The sequence below is a fragment of the Streptomyces caeni genome (assembly GCF_042678285.1).
Taxonomy (GTDB): domain Bacteria; phylum Actinomycetota; class Actinomycetes; order Streptomycetales; family Streptomycetaceae; genus Streptomyces; species Streptomyces caeni.
In genome coordinates this window covers 140,608-162,905 of the sequence record NZ_JBHUDX010000026.1, presented here as the reverse complement: position 1 = coordinate 162,905, position 22,298 = coordinate 140,608, and the positions used below count along the sequence as shown (strand labels likewise).

The 22,298-nt window shown below is 72.3% G+C and carries 21 protein-coding genes and 1 riboswitch; of the genes, 6 read left to right on the top strand and 15 right to left on the bottom strand.

All coding sequences use genetic code 11. From position 1 onward, the window contains the following. Positions 1-1,427 (top strand): FAD-dependent oxidoreductase (locus ACFSL4_RS11045; RefSeq protein WP_381081133.1); only part of this gene is annotated, 1,427 nt, incomplete at its 5' end. A gap of 49 nt (positions 1,428-1,476) precedes the next feature. Here ACFSL4_RS11045 and ACFSL4_RS11040 read toward each other — a convergent pair. From ACFSL4_RS11040 to ACFSL4_RS10990, 11 genes are all read right to left on the bottom strand, one after another. Further along, positions 1,477-1,791, bottom strand: coding sequence for a transposase (locus ACFSL4_RS11040; protein ID WP_381081131.1), 315 nt, complete (start codon positions 1,789-1,791; stop codon positions 1,477-1,479). Between the two features lie 417 nt (positions 1,792-2,208). Continuing rightward, a complete protein-coding gene (gene argF, locus ACFSL4_RS11035) occupies positions 2,209-3,216 on the bottom strand; it encodes an ornithine carbamoyltransferase (protein ID WP_381081129.1) in 1,008 nt (335 codons plus the stop codon). Positions 3,217-3,335: 119 nt separating this feature from the next. Further along, positions 3,336-4,565, bottom strand: a complete 1,230-nt coding sequence (locus tag ACFSL4_RS11030) for an arginine deiminase (protein WP_381081127.1) — start codon at positions 4,563-4,565, stop codon at positions 3,336-3,338. Positions 4,566-4,748: 183 nt separating this feature from the next. Beyond that, positions 4,749-7,343: a polynucleotide kinase-phosphatase gene (locus ACFSL4_RS11025; RefSeq protein ID WP_381081125.1), complete on the bottom strand. Its 2,595-nt coding sequence runs from the start codon at positions 7,341-7,343 to the stop codon at positions 4,749-4,751. Next, positions 7,340-8,875, bottom strand: a complete 1,536-nt coding sequence (locus ACFSL4_RS11020; protein ID WP_381081123.1) for a 3' terminal RNA ribose 2'-O-methyltransferase Hen1 — start codon at positions 8,873-8,875, stop codon at positions 7,340-7,342. The genes ACFSL4_RS11025 and ACFSL4_RS11020 overlap by 4 nt, the downstream gene beginning before the upstream one ends. 231 nt (positions 8,876-9,106) lie before the next feature. Continuing rightward, positions 9,107-10,030 (bottom strand): LLM class F420-dependent oxidoreductase, encoded by a 924-nt coding sequence (locus tag ACFSL4_RS11015; RefSeq protein ID WP_381081121.1) that lies wholly within the window; start codon positions 10,028-10,030, stop codon positions 9,107-9,109. Positions 10,031-10,199: 169 nt separating this feature from the next. Further along, positions 10,200-10,919, bottom strand: coding sequence for an SDR family oxidoreductase (locus tag ACFSL4_RS11010; protein WP_381081119.1), 720 nt, complete (start codon positions 10,917-10,919; stop codon positions 10,200-10,202). 111 nt (positions 10,920-11,030) lie between these two features. Further along, a complete protein-coding gene (locus ACFSL4_RS11005) occupies positions 11,031-11,507 on the bottom strand; it encodes a DUF6099 family protein (protein ID WP_381081209.1) in 477 nt (158 codons plus the stop codon). Positions 11,508-11,688: 181 nt separating this feature from the next. After that, positions 11,689-12,042: a nucleotide pyrophosphohydrolase gene (locus ACFSL4_RS11000; protein WP_381081117.1), complete on the bottom strand. Its 354-nt coding sequence runs from the start codon at positions 12,040-12,042 to the stop codon at positions 11,689-11,691. Further along, positions 12,039-13,208 carry an AAA family ATPase gene (locus ACFSL4_RS10995; protein ID WP_381081115.1) on the bottom strand — a complete coding sequence of 390 codons (1,170 nt, stop codon included), beginning with the start codon at positions 13,206-13,208 and terminating at the stop codon, positions 12,039-12,041. Before ACFSL4_RS10995 ends, ACFSL4_RS11000 begins: the two co-directional genes overlap by 4 nt. A 96-nt stretch (positions 13,209-13,304) precedes the next feature. After that, positions 13,305-13,694, bottom strand: coding sequence for a cell division protein SepF (locus ACFSL4_RS10990; RefSeq protein ID WP_381081113.1), 390 nt, complete (start codon positions 13,692-13,694; stop codon positions 13,305-13,307). Between the two features lie 324 nt (positions 13,695-14,018). Between ACFSL4_RS10990 and ACFSL4_RS10985 the strand changes: the two genes are divergently transcribed. Then, complete coding sequence (locus ACFSL4_RS10985; RefSeq protein WP_381081111.1) at positions 14,019-15,680, top strand: hypothetical protein; 1,662 nt, start codon at positions 14,019-14,021, stop codon at positions 15,678-15,680. A 56-nt stretch (positions 15,681-15,736) separates the two neighbouring features. Here ACFSL4_RS10985 and ACFSL4_RS10980 read toward each other — a convergent pair whose 3' ends face one another. Further along, complete coding sequence (locus tag ACFSL4_RS10980; RefSeq protein WP_381081109.1) at positions 15,737-16,084, bottom strand: ArsR/SmtB family transcription factor; 348 nt, start codon at positions 16,082-16,084, stop codon at positions 15,737-15,739. A gap of 92 nt (positions 16,085-16,176) precedes the next feature. Further along, positions 16,177-16,382, top strand: a riboswitch (cobalamin riboswitch). Positions 16,383-16,410: 28 nt separating this feature from the next. Between ACFSL4_RS10980 and nicT the strand changes: the two genes are divergently transcribed. Further along, on the top strand, positions 16,411-17,499 hold the full coding sequence (gene nicT / locus ACFSL4_RS10975) for a Nickel transporter NicT (RefSeq protein WP_381081107.1): 1,089 nt from the start codon (positions 16,411-16,413) through the stop codon (positions 17,497-17,499). Between the two features lie 109 nt (positions 17,500-17,608). Here nicT and ACFSL4_RS10970 read toward each other — a convergent pair whose 3' ends face one another. The 3 genes from ACFSL4_RS10970 to ACFSL4_RS10960 form a co-directional block, all read right to left on the bottom strand. After that, on the bottom strand, positions 17,609-18,175 hold the full coding sequence (locus ACFSL4_RS10970) for a GNAT family N-acetyltransferase (protein WP_381081105.1): 567 nt from the start codon (positions 18,173-18,175) through the stop codon (positions 17,609-17,611). A gap of 232 nt (positions 18,176-18,407) precedes the next feature. Then, positions 18,408-19,163: a YcnI family copper-binding membrane protein gene (locus ACFSL4_RS10965; protein WP_381081103.1), complete on the bottom strand. Its 756-nt coding sequence runs from the start codon at positions 19,161-19,163 to the stop codon at positions 18,408-18,410. A 40-nt stretch (positions 19,164-19,203) separates the two neighbouring features. Continuing rightward, complete coding sequence (locus ACFSL4_RS10960) at positions 19,204-19,794, bottom strand: hypothetical protein (protein ID WP_381081101.1); 591 nt, start codon at positions 19,792-19,794, stop codon at positions 19,204-19,206. A gap of 118 nt (positions 19,795-19,912) precedes the next feature. On the opposite strand from ACFSL4_RS10960, the gene ACFSL4_RS10955 reads away from it, so the two are divergent. The 3 genes from ACFSL4_RS10955 to modB all read left to right on the top strand — a co-directional run bounded on the left by ACFSL4_RS10955 (position 19,913) and on the right by modB (position 22,213). Further along, positions 19,913-20,305 carry a TOBE domain-containing protein gene (locus ACFSL4_RS10955; protein WP_381081099.1) on the top strand — a complete coding sequence of 131 codons (393 nt, stop codon included), beginning with the start codon at positions 19,913-19,915 and terminating at the stop codon, positions 20,303-20,305. Between the two features lie 229 nt (positions 20,306-20,534). Then, on the top strand, positions 20,535-21,365 hold the full coding sequence (modA, locus tag ACFSL4_RS10950) for a molybdate ABC transporter substrate-binding protein (protein WP_381081097.1): 831 nt from the start codon (positions 20,535-20,537) through the stop codon (positions 21,363-21,365). Further along, positions 21,362-22,213, top strand: coding sequence for a molybdate ABC transporter permease subunit (gene modB / locus ACFSL4_RS10945; RefSeq protein ID WP_381081095.1), 852 nt, complete (start codon positions 21,362-21,364; stop codon positions 22,211-22,213). The genes modA and modB overlap by 4 nt, the downstream gene beginning before the upstream one ends. The last annotated feature ends 85 nt before the right edge of the window (positions 22,214-22,298 follow it).

The window sequence follows — 22,298 nt, the reverse complement described above, 5'->3', positions numbered from 1 at the left end:
TCGCCGGACTGGCCGCCGCCACGGCGCTGGCCGAGCGGGGCGTGGCCGTCACGCTGTACGAACGCGAGCCCTACCTCGGCGGGCGGGTAGGAGGCTGGCCGACCCGCCTGCGGGACGGCACCGGGGCGACCATGAGCCGGGGCTTCCACGCCTTCTTCCGCCAGTACTACAACCTGCGCGGGCTGCTGCGCCGTACCGACCCCGCCCTGGCGCGGCTGACCGGCCTGCCGGACTACCCCCTGCTGCACGGCAGCGGAACGCGGGACGGCTTCCGGCACGTGCCGCGGACCCCGCCGTTCAGCGCGCTCGGCTTCGCCCTGCTCAGCCCCTCCTTCGGACTGCGGGACCTGGGTGCCATGGACCCGGTCGCGGCCATGCCCCTGTTCGATGTCCGCGTCCCCGACGTCTACGCGCGCCTCGACGCCATCAGCGCCCACGACTTCCTGGACGCCGTCCGCTTCCCGGAGAAAGCCCGGCACCTGGCCTTCGAGGTGTTCTCCCGGAGCTTCTTCGCCGACCCGCGGCAGCTGTCGGCGGCGGAGCTGGCGCTGATGTTCCACATCTACTTCCTCGGCTCCGCCGAAGGACTGCTGTTCGACGTGCCCCGCGCCCCCTTCCCGGACGCCCTGTGGAACCCGCTCGCCGGCTACGTGGAGCGGCACGGCGCCCAGGTGCGCACCGGCACGCCCGTCGAACACATCGCGCCGGCGCGGGACGGCGGGTACCGGATCACCACCGACGGGGACGAGGGGCCGTACGACAGCGTCGTCCTCGCCCTGGACGCCGCCGGACTGCGCTCCCTTGTCGCCCGCTGCGACCGACTAGGCGACGCCCCCTGGCGTGAGCGCGTCGCACGGCTGCGCACCGCCCCGCCGTTCCTGGTCAGCCGCCTGTGGCTGGACCGGCCCGTCGCGCCCGACCGGCCCGGCTTCCTCGGGACCAGCGGCTTCGGCACGCTGGACAACATCAGCGTCCTGGAACGCTGGGAGGACGAGGCCGCCCGGTGGGCCGCGCGCACCGGAGGGTCGGTCGTGGAACTCCACGCCTACGCGGTTGCGCCCGAGGCGGCCCGGGACGTGGAGGAGAAGCGCCTTTTCGGCCAGCTGCACCGCGTCTACCCCGAGACGCGCGCGGCGGCGGTGGTCGACGCCCGCCACGAGTGGCGGGCGGACTGCCCCCTGTTCCCGGTGGGCGGCTACCGGGGCCGGCCGACCGTGCGCACCCCCGATCCCCGCCTGGTGGTGGCGGGCGACCTGGTGCGCAGCGAACTGCCCGTGGCGCTGATGGAACGGGCGGCGACGACCGGGTTCCAGGCCGCCAACGCCCTGCTGGAGCAGTGGGGCGTGCGCGGGCAGACCCTGTGGACGGTGCCGGACCGCGGCCGCAACGCCGCGCTCCGGGGACTGGCGAGGTGGGCGAGCGGGTGAGGATGCGCACGGGACGGCACCTGCCGGGACCGGGATGCTCTCATGGCTGTCAAGCCGCTGGAGTCAGGTCGGTTCGAGTGATTCCTTCGGTTGGTGTGCTGGTCAGGGCGCGGTAGACCTCTCGGGCGACGAATCGTTCGAGGCAGCGCATGATGTCCTTCTTGCTCAGCCCTTGCTCGGTGCGGCGTTCGGCGTAGGCGCGGGTGCGTTCGTCGAAGCGCATGCGGGTGAGCACGATGGTGTGCAGGGCGTTGTTCGCGGCCCTGTCGCCGCCGCGGTCGAGGCGGTGGCGGTGGATGCGTCCGGACGAGGCCGGGATCGGCGCAACCCCGGCCAGGTGCGCGAACGCGGCTTCCGAGCGCATCCGTTCGAGGGTGTCCCCGGCCGAGGCCAGCAGCCGGCCAGCGGTTCGGGGCCGATGCCGGAGGGCTCCAGCATCTGGGGCGCGGCCTGCTCGACCAGCGGGCCGATCTCGGCGTCCAGCTCGGCGATCTCCGCGTCGAGCGCCTGGTGGCGGGCCAGCCGCCGCAGCGCCGCCCGGGTCGCGGCCAGGGGCCGGGACGGGTCGTCGCCGGGCCGCAGCCGGGCCGGGGTGCCTGTCACGGCCGCCCTCTCCACCCCTGCCACCTGTTCACACAGCATCGCGGGGCCGAGACGCACAGGCCGCGGACCTGGTTCATCGTCTGGGCGCGGGCCTTGACGGCGCTGCGGCGCGCAATCCGCATATCGGTCAGGCGAGGGTCAGGCCCACCAGCGGCGTCACCACGTCACATCCTCACTGTCAGGCGAGGGTGGCGACCAGGATCGCCTTGATGGTGTGCATGCGGTTCTCCGCCTCGTCGAAGACGACGGAGTGCGCGGACTCGAACACCTCGTCGGTGACCTCCAACTCTGCCAGTCCGTGCCGCTCGTGGATCTCGCGGCCCACGGCGGTACCCAGGTCGTGGAAGGCCGGCAGGCAGTGCAGGAACTTCACGTCGTCGTTGCCGGTGGCGCGCAGCACGTCCATCGTCACTGCGTACGGGCCGAGCAGCGCTATCCGCTCGTCCCAGACCTCCTTGGGCTCGCCCATCGACACCCAGACGTCGGTGGCCACGAAGTCGGCGCCGCGCACGCCCTCCTTCACGTCCTCGGTCAGCGTGATCCGGGCGCCGGACGTGCGCGCGAGGCGGCGGGCCGCCTCGACGACCGCGCCGTCCGGCCACAGCCGCTCGGGGGCGACGATGCGGACGTCCATGCCGAGCAGGGCCCCGGTGACGAGGTAGGAGTTGCCCATGTTGGATCGGGCGTCGCCGAGGTAGGCGAAGGCGATGCCGGTCAGCGGCTTGTCACTGTGCTCGGTCATGGTGAGCACGTCGGCGAGCATCTGGGTGGGGTGCCACTCGTCGGTGAGGCCGTTGTAGACGGGCACGCCGGCGTGGGCGGCCAGTTCCTCGACGACGGCCTGCCCGCTCCCCCGGTACTCGATGGCGTCGAACATCCGGCCGAGCACACGGGCGGTGTCCTTCACGGACTCCTTGTGCCCGATCTGCGAGCCGGCCGGGTCCAGGTACGTGGTGTGCGCGCCCTGGTCTGCGGCCGCGACCTCGAACGCGCAGCGCGTGCGCGTCGAGGTCTTCTCGAAGACCAGCGCGATGTTCCTGCCCTCCAGGTACCGCGTCTCGGCCCCGGCCTTCTTGGCCGCCTTCAGCTCGGCGGCCAGCTCGATCAGGCCGCGGAACTCGTCGGCGGTGAAGTCCAGCTCCTTGAGGAAGTGGCGGCCGGCGAGGGCGGTCGGGACTGTCGCCATGGCGGTGCTCCAAGGTACGAGGGGCAGGTCGAACACGAGAATGATGTGGAAGTCTATACGACGCCCCACATTTCTATGCGGAAGAGTTCTCGTGCATGTACGGTCTCCCGCACCACGCGTCACACGGCGACCGCTTCCCTCTCCACCGGGCAGCTCATGCACCGCGGCCCGCCCCTTCCCCTGCCCAGCTCGCTCCCGGGGATCTCGATCACCTCGATGCCCTGCTTGCGCAGGTGCGTGTTGGTGGTCGAGTTCCGTTCGTAGGCGACGACGACCCCCGGCTCGACCGCCAGGACGTTGCACCCGTCGTCCCACTGCTCCCGCTCCGCCGCGTGCACGTCCTGCGTGGCGGTCAGCACCCGGATCTCGCTCAGCCCCAGCGCCGCGGCGATCGCCCGGTGCATGTGCTCCGGCGGATGGTCGGTGACCTTCAGCTCCGCGTCCACGGCGCCGGGCTCGATGGTGTACGAGCGGAGCATGCCGAGCCCCGCGTACTGGGTGAAGGTGTCCCCGTCGACCATGGTCATCACGGTGTCCAGGTGCATGAAGGCGCGCCGCTTGGGCATGTCGAGCGCGACGATCGTCCGGGCCGACCCGGCGGCGAAGAGCTTGTGTGCGAGCATCTCCACGGCCTGCGGCGTGGTGCGTTCGCTCATACCGATGAGCACGGCGCCGTTCCCGATCACCAGCACGTCGCCGCCCTCGATCGTGGAGGGGTAGTCGGCCTGCCCCTCGGACCAGACGTGGAAGTCCTGACCGCGGAACAGCGGGTGATGCCGGTAGATCGCCTCGAAGTGGACGGTCTCGCGCTGCCGCGCGGGCCAGCGCATCGCGTTGATCGAGACGCCGTCGTAGATCCAGGCGGAGGTGTCGCGGGTGAAGAGGTGATTGGGCAGCGGCCGCAGCAGGAAGTCGTCGAGATCCATCACGTGGAACCGGACGGAGGTCGGCTCCGGGTGGGCGTCGAGGAACTCCCGCTTGGTCATACCGCCGACGAGCGCCTCGGCGAGCGCGGGTGCGGGCAGCGGCTCGAAGACGCCCCGCAGATGGTCGGTGGCGAGCGGCCCGTACTCCTTCTCGTCGAAGACGCGGTCCAGGACCAGGGACCTCGCCGCCGGGATCGCCAGGACCTCGGTGAGCAGATCGCCGAAGAGATGGACGGCGACCCCGCGGTCGCGCAGCACGTCGGCGAACCCGTCGTGCTCGGCGCGCGCCCGGCGCACCCACAGCACGTCGTCGAAGAGCAGCGCGTCCTTGTTGCTGGGGGTGAGCCTCTTGAGCTCGAGATCGGGCCGGTGCAGGATGACGCGGCGCAGCCGCCCGGCCTCGGAGTCGACGTGGAATCCCATGCCTCCATCCTGACCATTCGGGCGTGTGTTCACCCTTGTTTCATGGCAAACCGGACCCGCTGGTTTCGCCCCCCCTTGACGACGGGCACACCCCCGTTCCTTGGTGCACGCGCCGCACGCGCCGCACGTTGCGCCACGGGGCCCGGACAGGCGCCGGGTCCCCGCACCGCGGACGACGGCCCGTCACAGCCGCGGGTCCACCGGCTCCGACTCCAGCGCCAGCACCCCGAACACCGCCTCGTGCACCCGCCACAGCGGCTCGCCCTCCGCCAGCCGGTCCAGGGCCTCCAGTCCCAGTGCGTACTCGCGGATCGCCAGCGACCGCTTGTGGTTGAGGAAGCGGGAACGCAGCCGCGCCAGGTTGTCCGGGCGCGTGTACTCCGGACCGTAGATGATCCGGAGGTACTCGCGGCCCCGGCACTTGACACCCGGCTGCGCCAGACGGCCGGCGGCGGTGCGGACCGCCGCCTCCACCGGCTTGACGACCATCCCCTCGCCGCCCCGGCCCGTCATCTCCAGCCACCAGTCGATGCCCGCCCGCACGGACTCCGGGTCACCGGTATCGACGAACAGCCGCCGGGTCGTCTGCAGCAGCCCGCTGCCGTCGTGTTCGACCAGCCGGTCGATGAGCGCCAGCTGCTCGTCGTGGGGCAGCCCGGTGAGGCTGCGGCCCTGGACCGCCAGCAGCTGGAACGGCGCCAGGCGGACGCCCTCCAGGCCCTGCGTCGGCCAGCAGTACCGCCGGTACGCCTCCGTGAACGCCGTCGCGGCCGACGCCCGCTCGCGCTGCCTCGACAGCAGGTCCCCTACGTCGACGCCGCGCGCCGCGGCCCGCTCCAGCGCCGCCAGGGCACCCGGGAACGCCGCCCCGGACGCCGCCCCGACCGCCGCGTACTGGCTCCGCAGCAGCCCGGACGCCTTCAGCGACCACGGCATCAGCTCCGCGTCCAGCAGCAGCCAGCCGCCCGCGCCGGAGGCGCTGCCGGACGCGGCCAGTTCCTCCCACAGACCCGCCGCCGACACGGCCTGCCGCAGCCGGTCCAGGACCTCCTCCGTCACCGCCGGGTCGTCGAAGAACGGGCGGCCGGTGCGCGTGTAGAGCGAGCCGGTGGGGCCGGCCTCGACCCCGAAGCACGCCCGGGCGGCCTCCGCGTCCCGGCACACCAGCGCCACCGCCCGCGATCCCATGTGCTTCTCCTCGCACACGACCCTCGCGACCCCGTCCTCCCGGTACTGGGCGAACGCCTCGGCCGGGTGTTCCAGATAGCCCTCGACATGCGAGGTCGCGGTCGGGGCCATGGTCGGCGGCAGGTACGGCAGCAGCCGCGGGTCCACCGCGAACCGGCTCATGACCTCCAGGGCTGCCGCCGCGTTCTCCTCACGGACCGAGATCCGGCCCGCGTGGCGCGTCTCGACCACCCTGCGGCCGTGCACGTCCGCCAGGTCCAGCGGACGGCCGTCGTGCCCGCCGGGCGCCTCGGTGACCAGCGGCCGAGCCGGCTCGTACCACACCCGCTCGGCCGGTACGTCGACCAGTTCCCGCTCCGGCCAGCGCAGCGCCGTCAGCCGGCCGCCGAAGACGGCGCCCGTGTCCAGGCAGATGGTGTTGTTGAGCCAGGTCGCCTGCGGGACGGGCGTGTGGCCGTACACCACCGCCGCCCGGCCCCGGTAGTCCTCCGCCCACGGATAGCGCACCGGCAGCCCGAACTCGTCCGTCTCCCCCGTCGTGTCGCCGTACAGCGCGTGCGAGCGGACCCGGCCGGAGGTACGGCCGTGGTACTTCTCCGGCAGCCCGGCGTGGCACACCACCAGCCGGCCGCCGTCGAGAACGTAATGGCTGACCAGGCCGTCGATGAACTCCTTCACCTGCTGCCGGAACGCGTCGCTCTCCCGCTCCATCTGCTCGACGGTCTCGGCCAGCCCGTGCGTGGGCTGGACCTTGCGGCCCCGGAGGTGGCGCCCGTACTTGTTCTCGTGGTTGCCGGGCACGCACAGCGCGTCGCCCGACGCCACCATCGACATCACCCGGCGCAGGACACCGGGGCTGTCCGGGCCCCGGTCCACCAGGTCGCCGACGAAGACCGCCGTACGGCCCTCCGGGTGCACGCCGTCGACGTAACCCAGCTTGCCCAGCAGCGCCTCCAGTTCCGAGGAGCAGCCGTGGACGTCGCCGATGATGTCGAAGGGGCCGGTGAGATGGGTCAGGTCGTTGAAGCGCTTCTCCGTGACGACCGCCGCGTTCTCGGCCTCCTCCACGCCCCGCAGGACGTGCACCTTGCGGAAGCCCTCCCGCTCCAGGTGCCGCAGCGAGCGGCGCAGTTCGCGGATGTGGCGCCTGATGACGCGGCGCGGCATGTCGGCCCGGTCGGTGCGGGCGGCGTTGCGCTCGGCGCACACCTCCTCCGGTACGTCGAGCACGATGGCTATGGGCAGCACGTCGTACCGCTTGGCCAGGTCGATCAGCTGGCGGCGGCTGTCCTGCTGCACGCTGGTCGCGTCGACGACGGTGCGGCGGCCCGCCGCAAGGCGCTTGCCCGCGATGTAGTGCAGCACGTCGAAGGCGTCGCGGCTGGCGCTCTGATCGTTCTCGTCGTCGGCCACCAGGCCGCGGCAGAAGTCCGAGGAGATGACCTCGGTGGGCTTGAAGTGCCTGCGGGCGAAGGTCGACTTGCCCGATCCCGACGCGCCGATCAGGACCACGAGGGAGAGGTCCGTCACGGGCAGGGTGCGCCCCTCGGCACGGGCCGGGGCGGATACGCGGGTGGGTGCCTCGGTCATGCGGCGTTCTCCTCCTTCGCGGTCGTCGTGGCGGTGGTCGTGGCGGTGGTCGTGGCTGTCGTCGTGGCGGTCGTCGTGGCGGTCGTCGTAGCTGTGCCCAGGGCGAAGACGGCCATCTGCGTGGGCGGCCCCACCTCGGGGTCGTCGGGCCCCACGGGCAGGAACTCCACGCCGTACCCGTGCCGCCCGGCCACCGCGTCCGCCCAGGCTCGGAACTCCTCCCGCGTCCACTCGAAGCGGTGGTCGCCATGGCGGGCGTGCCCGGCCGGAAGGCTCTCCCAGCGGACGTTGTACTCGACGTTCGGGGTCGTCACGAGCACCGTGCGGGGCCGCGCCGAGCCGAACACCGCGTACTCCAGGGCGGACAGCCGGGGCGGGTCGACGTGCTCGACGACCTCGCTCAGCACGGCGGCGTCGTACCCCTTCAGCCGGCCGTCTGTGTACGCGAGCGAGCCCTGGAGCAGCTTCACGCGCGACGCCTGCCGCTCCCCCATGCGGTCCAGCTTCAGCCGCCGGGAGGCGATGGTGAGCGCCCGCATCGACACGTCGACGCCGACGATCTCCGTGAACCGCGGGTCCCTGAGCAGTTCCTGCACCAACTGGCCCTGGCCGCAGCCGAGGTCCAGGACGCGGGCGGCACCGGACTCCCGGAGCGCCGCGGTGATCGCGTCCCTGCGCTGCACGGCGAGCGGCGCCGGCCTCTCCTCCGTCTCGGTCTCCGCCCCGACCGCGTTGTCGATCTCCTCGACCTCGCTGTCGTCCGCCTCCGCGAGCCGGACCAGTTCCAGGCGCTCCATCGCCTGCCGGGTCAGCGACCAGCGGCGCGACAGATAGCGGGTGGTGATCAGCTTCTGCTCCGGGTGGTCGGGCAGCCATCCCTCACCGGCCCTCAGCAGTTTGTCGACCTCGTCGGAGGAGACCCAGTAGTGCTTGGCGTCGTCGAGGACGGGCAGCAGGACGTAGAGGTGGCGCAGGGCGGCGGCCAGGGTCAGCGCGTCCGACTCCAGGGCGAGGCGCACATAGCGGGAGTCACCCCACTCGGGGAACTCGGCGTCCAGCGCGACCGGTTCGGCGGTGACCGTCCAGCCGAGCGGTTCGAAGAGGCGTCGTACCAGGTCGGGGCCGCCCCGGGCGGGCAGTGCGGGCACCTCCACGCGCAGCGGCAGCGGCTGCCCGGCACGCTCGGGCCTGGCCTTGCACACGCCGCGGATCGCGCTGGAGAACACGTTCCTCAGAGCCACGGCGAGCAGTGAGGAGGCCGCGTACGGGCGGTCGTTGACGTACTGCGCGAGCGCCGCGTCGGGCGCGCCGCCGCGCCCTTTGCCCTTGCCCCGCCGGACCAGCGCCACGGCATCGACCTCCAGCAGCAGCGCCGCCGTGCAGCGCTGGGCGTCCGCTTCCGGGTAGAAGACGTGTGCGGTGCCGTAGGAGGTCGAGAACGCCTGGGACGCGTCGGGATGCTTGTGCAGCAGGAAACCGAGGTCGGTCGCCGGGCGTTCGGCTGTGCCGGTGGCACTGATCGTCAGGAACATGTCCCGAGTCTCCCGGCCCCGGGGTACCGGTGACCAACGGATTTCGAACAACTGCCCAGGATCCGGTGCGCTTGGGGTTGGTGGTTGTTCCGGTGCCACCGTCGCGGGTGCGGCGCCGTACCGCGGCGCCGTACCGCGGCGCCGCACCGCGGCGCCGTGCGTCCCGTGCCCTGCCCGCACCCGCGGCCCGCGCAAGGGCATGGGCATGGGCAGGGCTCGGGGGCGCGCGGGTCAGGTCAGCTGGGACTGGACCTGCGCGGAGATCAGTTCCAGGTGGTCCAGGTCGTGCAGGTCGAGGATCTGGAGGTAGACGCGCCGGGAGCCGATCTCCGCGTACCGGCCGATCTTGTCCACGACCTCGGCCGGGGAGCCCGCCAGCCCGTTGGCCTTCAGCTCGTCGACGTCGCGCCCGATCACGGCGGCGCGGCGGGCCACCTCCTGGTCGTCCTTGCCGACGCAGGCCACCAGCGCGTTCGAGTACGTCAGCGCGTCCGCGTCGCGTCCGGCCTCGGTGGCGGCGGCACGGACGCGGCCGAACTGGCGCTCACTGTCCTCGATCGACGCGAACGGCATGTTGAACTCGTCGGCGTACCGCGCGGCCAGCCGGGGAGTGCGGGTCGCGCCATGGCCGCCGATGAGCACCGGGATCCTGGCCTGGGCGGGCTTGGGCAGGGCCGGTGAGTCGGTCAGGTCGTAGTACTCGCCGTGGAAGCTGAAGGTCGCGCCGGCCTCGGTCCCCCACAGCCCCGTGATGACCTCCAGTTGTTCTTCCAGACGACCGAACTTCTGCTTGGGGAACGGGATACCGTACGCCTTGTGCTCCTCCTCGAACCAGCCCGCGCCCAGGCCCAGTTCGACGCGGCCGCCGGACATCTGGTCGACCTGCGCCACCTGGATGGCCAGAACGCCGGGGATGCGGAAGGTCGCCGCGGTCATCAGCGTGCCGAGACGGATGCGCCTGGTCTCACGGGCGAGGCCCGCGAGGGTGATCCAGGCGTCGGTGGGTCCGGGCAGGCCGTCCACGGCACCCATCTTCAGATAGTGGTCTGAGCGGAAGAATCCTTCGAAGCCCAGGTCTTCGGTGGCCTTGGCGACGGAGAGAAGGGTGTCGTAGGTCGCCCCCTGCTGGGGCTCCGTGAAGATGCGAAGATCCATGCCTCCATCCTGCACGCTCGGGCAGAGGTCGACCCCGGTGATCGCCCTGCGGCGCCGAGCCCGGCCCCGAGGGGCGGCCCCGCCCCGGCCTCCCGCCACCGGCAGGCCGCCTCTGCCCCGTCCCGGAGGCGGCGGGCCCGCGCTGCTCGCCCCGCGGCGACCGCGCAGGTCAGGTGAGCTGGGCGCCGCCGTCGACGTCGACCACGGATCCGGTGACATAGCCGTTGGTCATTAAGAACACCGCGGTCCAGGCGATGTCCTCGGGCAGCCCGACACGTGCGACGGGCACGCTGGCGATGTACTGGGACATCAAGCGCTGCCGCACATCCACCGGGACATCGTCGAAGGCGGGGGTCTCGACCAGGCCGGGGGCGATGACGTTGACCCGCACCGGGGCCAGGTCGACGGCGTTGGCCTTGCCGAAGGCCTCCAGCGCGGCGTTGATCGCAGCCATGGTCGGCCGGCCCGGGCCGTGCTTGCGGCTCGCGATGCCCCCGATCAGGACGATCGAACCGTCCTTCGCGATGCGGTCCGCCGCGGCCCGCACCCCCTCGTAAGCGCCCCAGAACTTGGTGTCCATGAACGCCCGGGCGGCGCCGGAGTCCAGTTCCCGCACGGTGCCCAGCGCCGTCGTACCCGCCGACACCGCCAGGTGGTCGAAGGCACCGACACGCTCCAGCAGAGACTCGACCGACGCCGCGGAGGTGATGTCGACCTGCTCGACTGCCATGCCGGCGGGCACGGTGCCCGCCGCACGCCCGGGATTGCGACTGGCCGCGGTGACCCGCGCCCCGGCGGCCAGCGCGTGCTCGGCGATGGCCAGGCCGATACCGGACGTTCCGCCTATGACGACTACGTGCTTGCCTGCCAGGGGACTGGCGATGTTCATCAGCGATGTCCTGTTCTCGTGGGGGCTTGCCCGCGGACGGTACTTCCCGGCGCCTGCGGATCGGTTTAGCCCGGCCGTGCCACCGGGCGCCGGGACGCCGGCCGACCCGGCTCACCCCGCCGTCCGGTGCCGTTCCCGTATCTCACCGTCCCTCGCCGCCAGCCTGCGCAGCAGCTCTCTGACCCGGTCCCGCGACTCGTCCGCCGCGTCGATCGCCTCCATGCACTGCCAGTAGGTGCCCTCGTCGTCCGCCGCGCTCGCGACGGCGATGAGGGCCATGCCCAGCTCCGCGAGGAGGGTGCCGAGGTCGAGGAGCGCTTTGCGGGCATCTCCCAGGTCCGTGAGCTGAGCGGCACGCAGATCGGCCACGTCGAGGGGCGGCGTGTCCAGAACGCCGCAGCCCCGGCCCGCCAGCTCCGTCAACCCCAGTGCCTCGCCGCGCAGTTCGGGCGGGCCCGAGACGGCGAGGCGGCTGCCCATCGCCTGTGCCAGGGCATACGCCTGCCACGCCTCCGCCATGATCCTCGGCCCGTCCTCGCTCCCCGCCAGGGCACGCCTGCTCGCCACGATGAGCCGCACCGCGTCCATGCGCTGCCCCCGCTCCGTCCCGACGCGCTGGTGCACGTCTACCCGAACTCCGTTGTCCACTACCCAGAGTGAAGGTACAGGGCACGAAAAGCCAGAGCTATTCCGAAATCTGTGGACAACTTGAGAGGTGGGAACCATTCCATAACTCCGTAGAGTGACGATCTGGCTCGGGGGGCGTCGTTCAGTCCGCGCCCGGCGCCGGGAACCTCTCCTCATTGCGGTCGATCTTCGCGTCCAGCGCCGCCAGCGCGTCGATGCCCAGCACCTCGCACAGTTGGAGCAGATACGCGAACACGTCCGCGACCTCGTCGGTCACCCGGTGCGCCGTACCCTGGTCCTCCATCACCCGGACCGACTCCTCCGGCGTCAGCCACTGGAAGATCTCGACCAGTTCGGACGCCTCCACACTGAGCGCGGCCACCAGGTTCTTCGGGGTGTGGTAGCGCTGCCAGTCGCGTGCCGCGGCGAACTCCGCGAGCCGGCGCTGCAGCCGCGCCACGTCCAGGTCGTCGTGCCGCCGGGGTTCTTCTGTCACGGGCTCAGGTCTACCACCGTCACCCCCTCCACCCCCGCCGCCCAGGACGCCTCGCTCACCGCGCCCACCAGCCGGATATGGCCGCGCTCACACATCCGCGCCGCCAGCTCCAGCAGTTGCCGCGCCTGCCGCCGGTCCATACAGCGGTCGAGGCCGTCCGCCAGCACCGTGAGCGTCTGCAGCGCCGCGGGCACCTCCCCCGCCGGGTCGACCTCCAGCACGCCGGGGCCGGTGAGGAGGACGAGGGCCAGGGCCGCGTACCGCAGTTCGCCGTCGCCCAGCAGCTCCAGCGGCGTCCGCAGCCCGTCCCCGCGGTCGAGCAGCGCGCGCACCGTGCCGTCACCGAGCGGCTCCGCGAGCAGATCCACGACCCGTCCCGCGCACCCGGCCCCGACCGCCGAGGCCAGCAGCGCGTGCCGCCGGGCGCACTCCGCGCGCGTACGCCGCAGCACGGCCGCCAGGTTGTCGCAGCCCGGCAGCAGCCGGCCCGCGGCCGACGGGGCGGGAGCACGCATCCGGCGGGGGCTCGGATCGCAGGCGAAGACGGAGCGCAGGGCGACGACCATCTGCTCGGCCGCGGCCAGCACTCGGCGCTGGCCGTCCGTCCGGCCGGCCACGCGCAGCGGCAGCAGGGCGGTGCCGAGGCGGTCGTCCGGGAGCGGACCGCGGGTCACCGGGGAGGATCCCGCCGTGTGCCAGGCCGCCTGCACGCTCGCACGTCCGGGGTCGCGCAGGGCCGTCTCCAGCAGGACCAGTCCGCCGGACGTCAACCGCTCACCCACGACACGCAGATCGGGCTCGGCCTGGACGGCGACATCCAGCCGGACCGGGCCCTGCGGGCCGTCGGCCGTACAGCCGATGCGGAAGCCGCGCCGCCGCTGGGCGTCGGGCCGTGCCCGCTCGGGAACGCAGGCCGCCGGACGGGGGAACGCCTCGGCCAGCCCCGCCCCGCCGCCGAGCCGCGCCAGCGCCTCGTACGCCTGCAGCACCCGCGACTTGCCCGAGCCGCTCGGTCCCGTGAAGAGCGTCAGCGGTCCCAGGGCGAAGACGGCCCGCCGGTGACCGGCGAACGCGGACAGCCGCAACTCGGTGACGCGCGGCCGGTCCGGCCGCGCATCCGCGAGACAAGCCGAACCGGGCGGGGACGGCGCGAAGGAGACGGTCATGTCCGGACCGTAGGCCGTCGTGCTCGGGGCGAACCGTTCCGCCGTCGCACGCTTCCCACGATCGAGCGAGCCGTCGGCCCGCCCACGGACCCGGCCTCACACTCCGGGGACGCCGGCCCCCTCCATCAGCCCGCGTACCTCGGTCCCCGGCGGCGTCAGCAGGAACACATTGCGGTCGACCCGGTGCATCCCGCTGGAGAGTCCGAAGACGACGCCGGTGCTGAAGTCCAGCACCCGCTTGGCGACCTCGGTCTCCGCGCCCGTGAGGTCGAGCAGCACGGGCACCCCCGCCATCAGCGTCTCGGCGACCTCGCGGGCGTCCGCGAACACATTGACCCGCAGCACCACGAAGCGGCGTCGCGCCTCGGTCTCGGCCTCGGGTACGGACCGGTGGCCGACCGCCGACGGCCAGGCGTCCCGTCCGCGCAACGGAACGACCTGGGCGAGCCCTTCCCACTGTTCGTCGGTGACATCGCGACTGTTCACCGGCCCTCCCCGGGGTGGCTCGCACTCATCGTCTGCACCGGTCAATTCTTACGCATGGTCACCCGTTCGGCCCAACAGCGACACGGACCGCTACAGTCCCGGCCGTCACTTCGGCCGGAAGGCGCCCCTCGCATGCCGCCCTCGTGTGCCAACCCTCGCACCCGTCCCGCACCGGACGCGCACCAAGGACAGATGCTTCTTACTGCCCTCATACCGGACTCTTCACCTTCATCGGCTTGATGTTCATCATGTCCGCTTACGTTCCCTGTCGTGCACTTGGCAGAAGTAAGGCCGCCGGCAAAGGACCGGTGGACGCGCCCGCTCATGACCGCGCCGGAGGAGACTCCCGCACAGTGGCATCGCGTCCTGACGCTGCTCGCGGACATCAGCCTGTTCATCGGCACCCGAGCGGTGTGGTCCTCCGCCGCCAGTCACCACCTGGCGGTCGCCGCGGTCATCTCGATGTGCTACGCGTCGATCCTGGCCACCGGTGTGCTGACGCTGGTCGTGCGGAGCGCCCGTGCACTGGCTCGCCTCGACCTGACGGTCCTGGTCACAGCGGTCACGCTCGCCTACTGCGCGCTCTCCGTGAAGCACGGGTTCAGCGACGAGTCCATCCTCACCACACAGGCCGCCCGCGAACTGCTCCACGGCCGGCCGGTGTACGGGCAGCCGTGGCCCTGGCTGTTCGGTCACGGCATCGCGTACACGGCGACGGTGCACGGCGGTTACGACTTCACGTACGGCTACCCGCCACTGACCCTGATGCTGACCGCGCCGCTGCTGTGGGCCGGCCACGGCGCGCTGCCGGAGACGCTGGTCACCACCAGCGCGATCGTGCTGGGCGCGGTCGTCCTGTGGAGGATGCTGCCGACACCGTGGCGTTCGGCGGCCACCATGGTGTGCCTGGGCTTCGGCATGGTCCCGACGTACGCCCGGCTCGGCTACCCGGCGGTCGTTGCGCTGGCCTTCCTCATCCCCGTGGTGGTGCGCTGGACCCGCATGGGCGAGGGCGGTCCGGCCGACTGGGCACGGGCCGCCTGTCTGGGGGCGGCCTGCGCGAGCCAGCAACTGCCATGGTTCCTCGCGCCGTTCCTGCTCGCCGGGGTCTACGCGCTTCGCCGCGGCGAACTGGGCGGGCGCGGGGCCGCCCTCGCCGTGGCGCGGATCGCCGGCACGGCCGCCGGCACCTGGCTGCTGATCAACGCGTACTTCATCGTGACCGAACCGCGCGGCTGGGCCGCGGGCATCGCCCTGCCGATCACCCAGGGCGCGGTGATCCACGGCCAGGGGCTGGTCGACATCTCGCTCTACTTCACCGACGGCAGCGACCGCCTGGTGTGGTACTCGCAGGCCGGGATGCTGCTGGCGGCTGGCCTGCTGGCGGTGTTCGTGCTGTTCGTGCGCCGGCTGGGCCCCGCCGCGACCGTGCTGCCCTGGTGCTCGTTCTTCCTGGCGACCCGTTCACAGGACGGCTACTACCTGCTGATGACGCCGCTGTGGCTCGCGGCCGCCGTCACCGTGCCCCCCACCGTCTTCACCACCGCCTGGCAGCCGCGGCTGCTGCGGGGCCGCCCGGCGGCCCGCACGGCGCTGGCCGCCACCCTGCTGCTGCCGTCCCTGGTGGCCGTCACGGTGGCGGCGACCGGCTCTCCGCCGTTGCGTATGCAGGCGCTCGGCTCGACCCGCACCCCCCTCACCGTGGAGACGCTCACAGTCCGCGTGCGCAACACCGGCGACGCGGCTCTCCAGCCTCACTTCATGGTGACCACCGGGCAGGGCATGAGCCGCTACTGGACGGTGCTGCGCGGTCCGTCGTCCGTGCCCGGACACGCCACGGCCACCTACCGGCTCCGTGCGCCGGGCGGCCGTCTGGTCCTGCCCGCGAAGGGCACCCGCGTCCGGCTGCGTGCCTTCTCCGCGTCGCCGATGACGCTGTCGAGCCAGGACATCCGTCTGGAGCGCGGGACCGCGGACCCGAAGTGACGGCCCTCGGGCCGGGGCCCGCCCGAGCGCGCCCGTGGCCTTGAGGTGATGGCCCGTCACGTCACCTGTTTCAGAAGCTCCAGCATCACCGGGTCGGTCACCCGGTAGCGGACGATCCGCCCCTGCTTCTCCCCCGCGACCACCTCGGCCGTCCGCAGCAGCCGCAACGCCTGCGAGACGGCAGGGTCGTTCATGCCGGTCGCCACGGCGAGATCGGAGACGGCGAGCGGCCCGGCCCGGTGCAGGGCGAGCAGCAGGGCGAGCCGGCCGGGATCGGCGAGCAGGGAGAAGCGGTCGGCCCAGGCACGCACGGCTCCGGGCTCACCGATGGCCTCGATGGCCTGGCAGACCCGGTTGCCGTCGATGATGCGCCGGCCGGCGCGTTCGGCGGGGACGAGATGCATGCGGACCATTGTCCCAGGTGCCCCTGTGTGATCTTCGATACCTCAAGACATCTGCGCAACTGTGCAACCTTGCAGGCGTTGCCGGGTCCGCCCTAAGGTGGGCGGGCCGTGGTGTTCGGGAAGACCGGTGAAAGCCCTCAGGGGCTCAGGCCGGAGCGGCCCTCGCCACTGTGATCGGGGAGTTCCCGTTCCGTGCCGCCCGTTCGCGGGTGGCGCCACTGGCCGTACACGGCCGGGAAGGCTGGGACGGGCGCGGTGATCCGTCAGCCAGGAGACCGGCCACGGCATCTCACGAAGTGATCCACGAGGTGCTGGAGCGTGACCGTATGACCCTGCCCAACCCTGCGTCCTTCCGGTGGCGGCGCGAGGACACCCTGCGAACCGCCGCGCTGCTGGCGCTGATCGCGGCCCTGCACGTGGCCGCCTTCGGAATCCTGTTCCTCCTGGTGGTGCCGGAGCACTACGCGGTCGGCTCCAAAGCGTTCGGCATCGGGCTCGGGGTGACCGCGTACACCCTGGGCATGCGGCACGCCTTCGACGCCGACCACATCGCCGCGATCGACAACACCACCCGCAAACTGATGGCCGAGGGCAAGCGGCCGGTGACCGTCGGATTCTGGTTCGCGCTCGGCCACTCCAGCGTGGTGGTCCTGCTGGCTGTCATGATCGCGGCCGGCACCCAGCTCGCCGACCGGGTCACGAACGAGAACTCCCACACCCACCAGGTCCTCGGCTTCATGGGGACCACGGTCGCCGGCGCGTTCCTCTACCTCATCGCCGCCCTCAACCTGGTCGCCCTCACCGGCATCCTGAAGGTCTTCAGGTCGATGCGCTCGGGAAGGTACGACGAGAAGGAACTCGAACGGCACCTGGACTCAAGGGGGTTCATGAACCGCGTTCTCGGCCGCCTCACCAGGACGATCTCGCGCCCCGGCCAGATGTACCCGCTGGGCTTCCTGTTCGGGCTCGGCTTCGAGACGGCCACCGAGGTCACGCTGATGGTGATGGCGGGCTCGGGTGCGGCGGCCGGACTGCCCTGGTACGCGATCCTGTGCCTGCCGCTGCTGTTCACCGCCGGGATGTGCCTGTTCGACACCCTCGACGGCACGTTCATGAACTTCGCCTACCAGTGGGCCTTTTCCAACCCTGTGCGCAAGGTGTTCTACAACCTCACGATCACCGGACTGTCGATCGCGGTGGCCTTCCTGATCGGCACCATCGAACTGGTCGGCGTCCTGCACGACAAGCTGGACCTGCGGGACGCGGTCACCGGCTGGGTAGCGGGGCTCGACCTCGGCAACGTGGGCTTCGTCATCGTCGGGCTGTTCGTGGTCGTGTGGGCGGCCGCCCTCGCCTACTGGCGGCTGGCGAAGGTCGAGGAACGGTGGGCTCCCCGCCCCGCCGACGGGAGTTGACGCCGGATCCGGCCGGACCGCGGGCGTGGGAGCGTCAGGTGCCGGCCGGGTCGCCGTAATCGTTGGCCGGCCGCGCTCGCGTCGATCGGTCTGCTGCCCGGCGGCCGGCTCACCGTGCCCGCCGGGCGGCGGCCCGGGCCCTGGGGTCCGGCTTCCAGTCCTGGGCGAGGAGCCCGAGCAGCACCATGTCCAGGAACTCGCCCATCACCCAGGCCGAGGAGCGCAGCACGCCCTCGCGGACGAAGCCGTTGCGCTCGGCGGAGCGCAGCATCGCGGCGTTGTCCGACAGCGTCTCGATCTGCAGCCGCTGCAGGCCGCGCACGACGAAACCGTAGTGGCACAGCACCGCGACCGCGTCGGTGCCGTAGCCCTTGCCGCGTGAGGACGGCAGCAGCCCCAGACCGATGTGCGCGGACCGGTTGTGGTTGTCGACGTCCCACAGCATCGCGTCGCCGACCAGCGTGCCGCCGTCCAGCTCCACCACGGAGAACGGGACGTGCCGCTGCTCCTTGTCGTCCACCACGAACGGCGAGTCCTTCGAGCCGGGCGTGATAGGCCGCCACGGCCGGCCGTCGGCCCGCGAGTGGTTGACCACGTCGTCGTAGAGCTCGGCCTGCAGGATCGGGATGTCGTCCTCGTGCCGGGCCCTGAGCCCGACCTTGCCGCCCCTCAGCATGCAGGCTTCCTATCCGACCGGGCCGGCCGGCGGCAAACCAATTAGCGGTCGTTACAGCCGGCGCAGCGGCGGCCACCGAGCCAGGACATGGTGCGCTCGGCCGCCCGGCGGTGGCGGCCCGGGCGGCCGCGTCGGCACTCGTGCTCGACGACGACGGGCTCTCGCAGCCGCTGCGCTCTTTGCGTCTGTCGGGTCCCAGAGAGCGCAGCGGCCGCACAGCGCCGTCACCGCCTCAGTCGTCGCTCTCCTCGGACGCCGAGGTGCGGCTGCGGCCGCGGACGATCGCGAAGCCCGCGGCGGCCAGGCCCAGGACGCCCACCACCAGGCCGGCGATGCCGAGGCCGCGGGCCGTGGAGTCGTCGGAGGAGGCGGCCTTGGTGGTGGAGGTCCCCGTCTTCTCCGTGCCGGTGGAGGAGGACGCCGCCGGACCGTCCTCCTCCGCGCCGCCCTTGGCGGTCAGCCGGAGCACCGGCGCCGGATTCTCCGGCTCCTCCGCACCCTGTGTCTCCTCGATCCAGCGGGCGACCGTGCCGTCGGAATAGGTCTGCAGCGTCTTGAAGGTCAACCGGTCGGTGTCGTCGGGCAGCCGGCCGAAGGCGACGTCGAAGTCCTGGTACTGGCCGTGGCGGATGCGCCCGCCGGTCCAGGTGATCTGGGAGACGGCGTCGGTGATGGTGCCGTCGTCCGTGGTGACGGGCTTCTTGAGCTTGGTGGTGGTCACCTGCGCGGTCCAGCCGTTCTGCGGGCTGACCAGCACCCCCAGGATCGGGTGGTCGGTGGGCAGGAACACCTCGACCTTGGTGGTGGCGGCGGTGTCCTGCTCGTTGGGGACCCGGAAGGTCAGCACGCCGTCCGTGGCGCCCTTGGCATAGCTCTCGGGGTGAACGGTGACGTGCGCGAAGGCCGCGCCCGCCGCGGTGAGGACGCAGGCGGCGGCGAGGGCGCCGACGGTGCCGGCACGGCGCAGGGTGGTACGCATCGGGGACATGACGGGGCACACTCCGTACTGGTGTTCGATAATGGGGGGTTCAGATCGCGTACGGGGCGACCGGGGGTGGGCCGCGCCTGGTCAGGGCGTGGCGCGGCAGCGCCTGCCCGAGCGGATGGCGTCTGCGGCCGTGCGGGCGCGATGCTCCGACGCAAACGGGCGGCGGCGCCGTGCGCCGCCACCAGGCGACCAGGCCCGGAACGAAGGTGACCGCCTTGCGCAGCAGCGACCACAGGGCGGCCTCGCCGCGCCGCAGGCACCAGGAGGCGAGCAGCGCGGCGGCGAGATGCGCGGCGACGACGTGAGAGGCCGTTACGCACGGCGCACAGGCCATGTGCATGGCGTGGGACATGCCCGGCATGCGCATCGGCACATGAGACGGTCCGGCCGCCGCGAAGGCGAGGTGGAGGGCACCCTGCACGGTGAGCATCGCGGCGGCGATCGCACGGAGCGAGCACTCACGCCCGGCGAGCGCCACGGCGGCGGCGAACACGGGCAGGGAGGCGGCCGCGTCCACCCACACCTGCGGAACGGCGCCGGTGGCCAGGGCATGGCCCCCGGCGGCGAGCAGCACGCAGACGACGGAGAACACCGCCGCGCGTACGCTCCGCACCGCCCAGGACACGCCCATGCCGCCGGATCATCCCATGCGGGTGAGGGTAGCCACGTCGGTTTCCGGGGATCCGGCACGCCGGCGGTCACCCCGGGCCGTTTCGGCCGGGGCGGTGAGTGCGCCTATCTTGGCGCCCATGCAGTCCTACACAATCGGTCAGGCCGCCCGTCTACTGGGGGTGAGCCCCGACACCGCGCGGCGGTGGGCGGACGCGGGGCGGATGGCGACCCGGCGAGACGAGAGCGGGCGTCGCGTCATCGACGGCAGGGACCTGGCGGCGTTCTCGGTCGAGCTGGCCCGTGCCGGCGACGAGGAGGCCCCCTCGTACACCTCGGCGCGCAACGCGTTCCCCGGCATCGTCACCGCCGTCAAGCTCGGTGACGTGGCCGCCCAGGTCACGATCCAGGCGGGGCCGCACCGTCTGGTGTCCCTGCTGACCCGGGAGGCCGTGGAGGAACTGGGCCTGGAGGTCGGGACGGAGGCCACGGCCCGTGTGAAGTCGACGAACGTGCACATCGACCGGACCTGAGCGGTACGCGGCGGGTGTGCCGCGGACCGCGGGCCGGCTCCGGATCACGCCCGGGGCGCGATCCGGGGCGGTGGATCAGGGGTGTGATGGCATGTGCACACCCTTCCAGACGCACCAACCGGCTCGTGCCAGGCGGGAGGAGGATTCCAGCTGGCATCTGCGACAATGTGATCGGCACATCGGAGGGTCCACCGGGTTCCTTCCGCACAAGAGAGGAAGTGGAGCCGTGATGACCCGTTCCGTACGCCGAAGTCGCCGGACCCTGCAGGTGACCGGTTCGGCGGCCGCCGCGCTGCTGGCCCTGAGTGCCTGCTCCGCCTCGTCCGGGTCCGGCCCCGGCTCCGGCAAGGCATCCGGTTCCTCGGCGTCCTCGTCGTCGAAGCCGTCCGGCACGGTCACCGTCTTCGCCGCCGCCTCCCTCAAGGAGAGCTTCACCGCGCTGGGCGAGAAGTTCGAGAAGGAACACCCGGGCACGAAGGTGGCCCTCAGCTTCGGCGGCAGCGACACCCTCGCCGCGAGTATCACCGGCGGCGCCCCGGCCGACGTCTTCGCCGCGGCCAGCCCCAAGACGATGAAGATCGTCACCGACGCGGGCGGCGTCTCCGGCACGCCCGCCACCTTCGTGCGCAACCAGTTGGAGATCGCCACCCTGCCGGGCAACCCCGACAAGATCTCCTCCCTCAAGGACCTCACCCGGCCCGGCCTGAAGGTCGTGCTGTGCGACAAGACGGTGCCGTGCGGCGCCGCCGCGCAGAAGACCCTGGACGCGAGCCACCTCAGGCTCACCCCGGTCTCCTACGAGCAAAACGTCAAGGCCGCTCTGAACAAGGTCGAGCTCAAGGAGGCCGACGCCGCCCTCGTCTACCGGACGGATGTGAAGGCGGCCGGCGGCAGGGTGCGGGGCGTGGAGTTCCCCGAGTCCGCCGAGGCGGTCAACGACTACCCGATCGCCCTGCTCAGGAACGCTCCCAACGCCCCGGCCGCCGAGGCGTTCGTCGCGCTGGTGAGGTCCGCCGAAGGCCGCGAGGTCCTGACCGAGGCCGGGTTCCTCCAGCCATGACGCAGTCCGACGCGACCGGCACGGCGCCCGACACCCTGGTGGGCGGGCCGCCGCGCGGGCGTGTGCGCGGGCCGGGCACACCGCTGCCGCTGCTGCTGCCCGCCCTCGTCGGCCTGGTGTTCCTGCTGCTGCCGCTGGTCGCCCTGCTCATGCGGGCCCCGTGGCACAGCCTGCCGCACCAGCTGACCAGTGCGGAGGTGTGGCAGGCGCTGCGACTGTCCCTGGTGAGCGCGACCGCCGCCACCGCCATGAGCCTGGTGCTGGGCGTGCCGCTGGCCTGGCTGCTGGCCCGCACGGAGTTTCCGGGCCGGAGTGTCGTACGGGCCCTGGTCACGCTGCCGCTCGTGCTGCCGCCGGTGGTGGGCGGTGTGGCGCTGCTGCTGGCGCTCGGGCGCAACGGGGTCGTGGGGCGGTGGCTGGACGGGTGGTTCGGGATCACACTGCCGTTCACCACGGCCGGGGTGGTGGTGGCGGAGGCATTCGTGGCGATGCCGTTCCTCGTCATCAGCGTCGAGGGCACGCTGCGGGCCGCCGACCACCGCTACGAGGAGGCCGCCACGACGCTGGGCGCCTCCCGCTTCACGGCGTTCCGCCGGGTCACGCTGCCACTGATCGCTCCGGGCATCGGGGCGGGTGCCGTGCTGGCATGGGCGCGGGCGCTCGGCGAGTTCGGGGCGACGATCACCTTCGCGGGCAACTTCCCCGGCCGCACGCAGACGATGCCGCTGGCCGTCTACCTGGCGCTGCAGAACGACCCAGCGGCGGCGGTCGCCCTGAGCCTGGTACTGCTGGCCGTGTCCATCGCGGTGCTCGCGGGGCTGCGCGACCGCTGGATGAGGGCGTCATGACCGGCCGCCGCCCCGGTCTGCCGGCCCGCCGACGCGCCGGGTACGCCACAGAGGCCGCGCAGGCCACGCAGCCCACGGAGCCCAC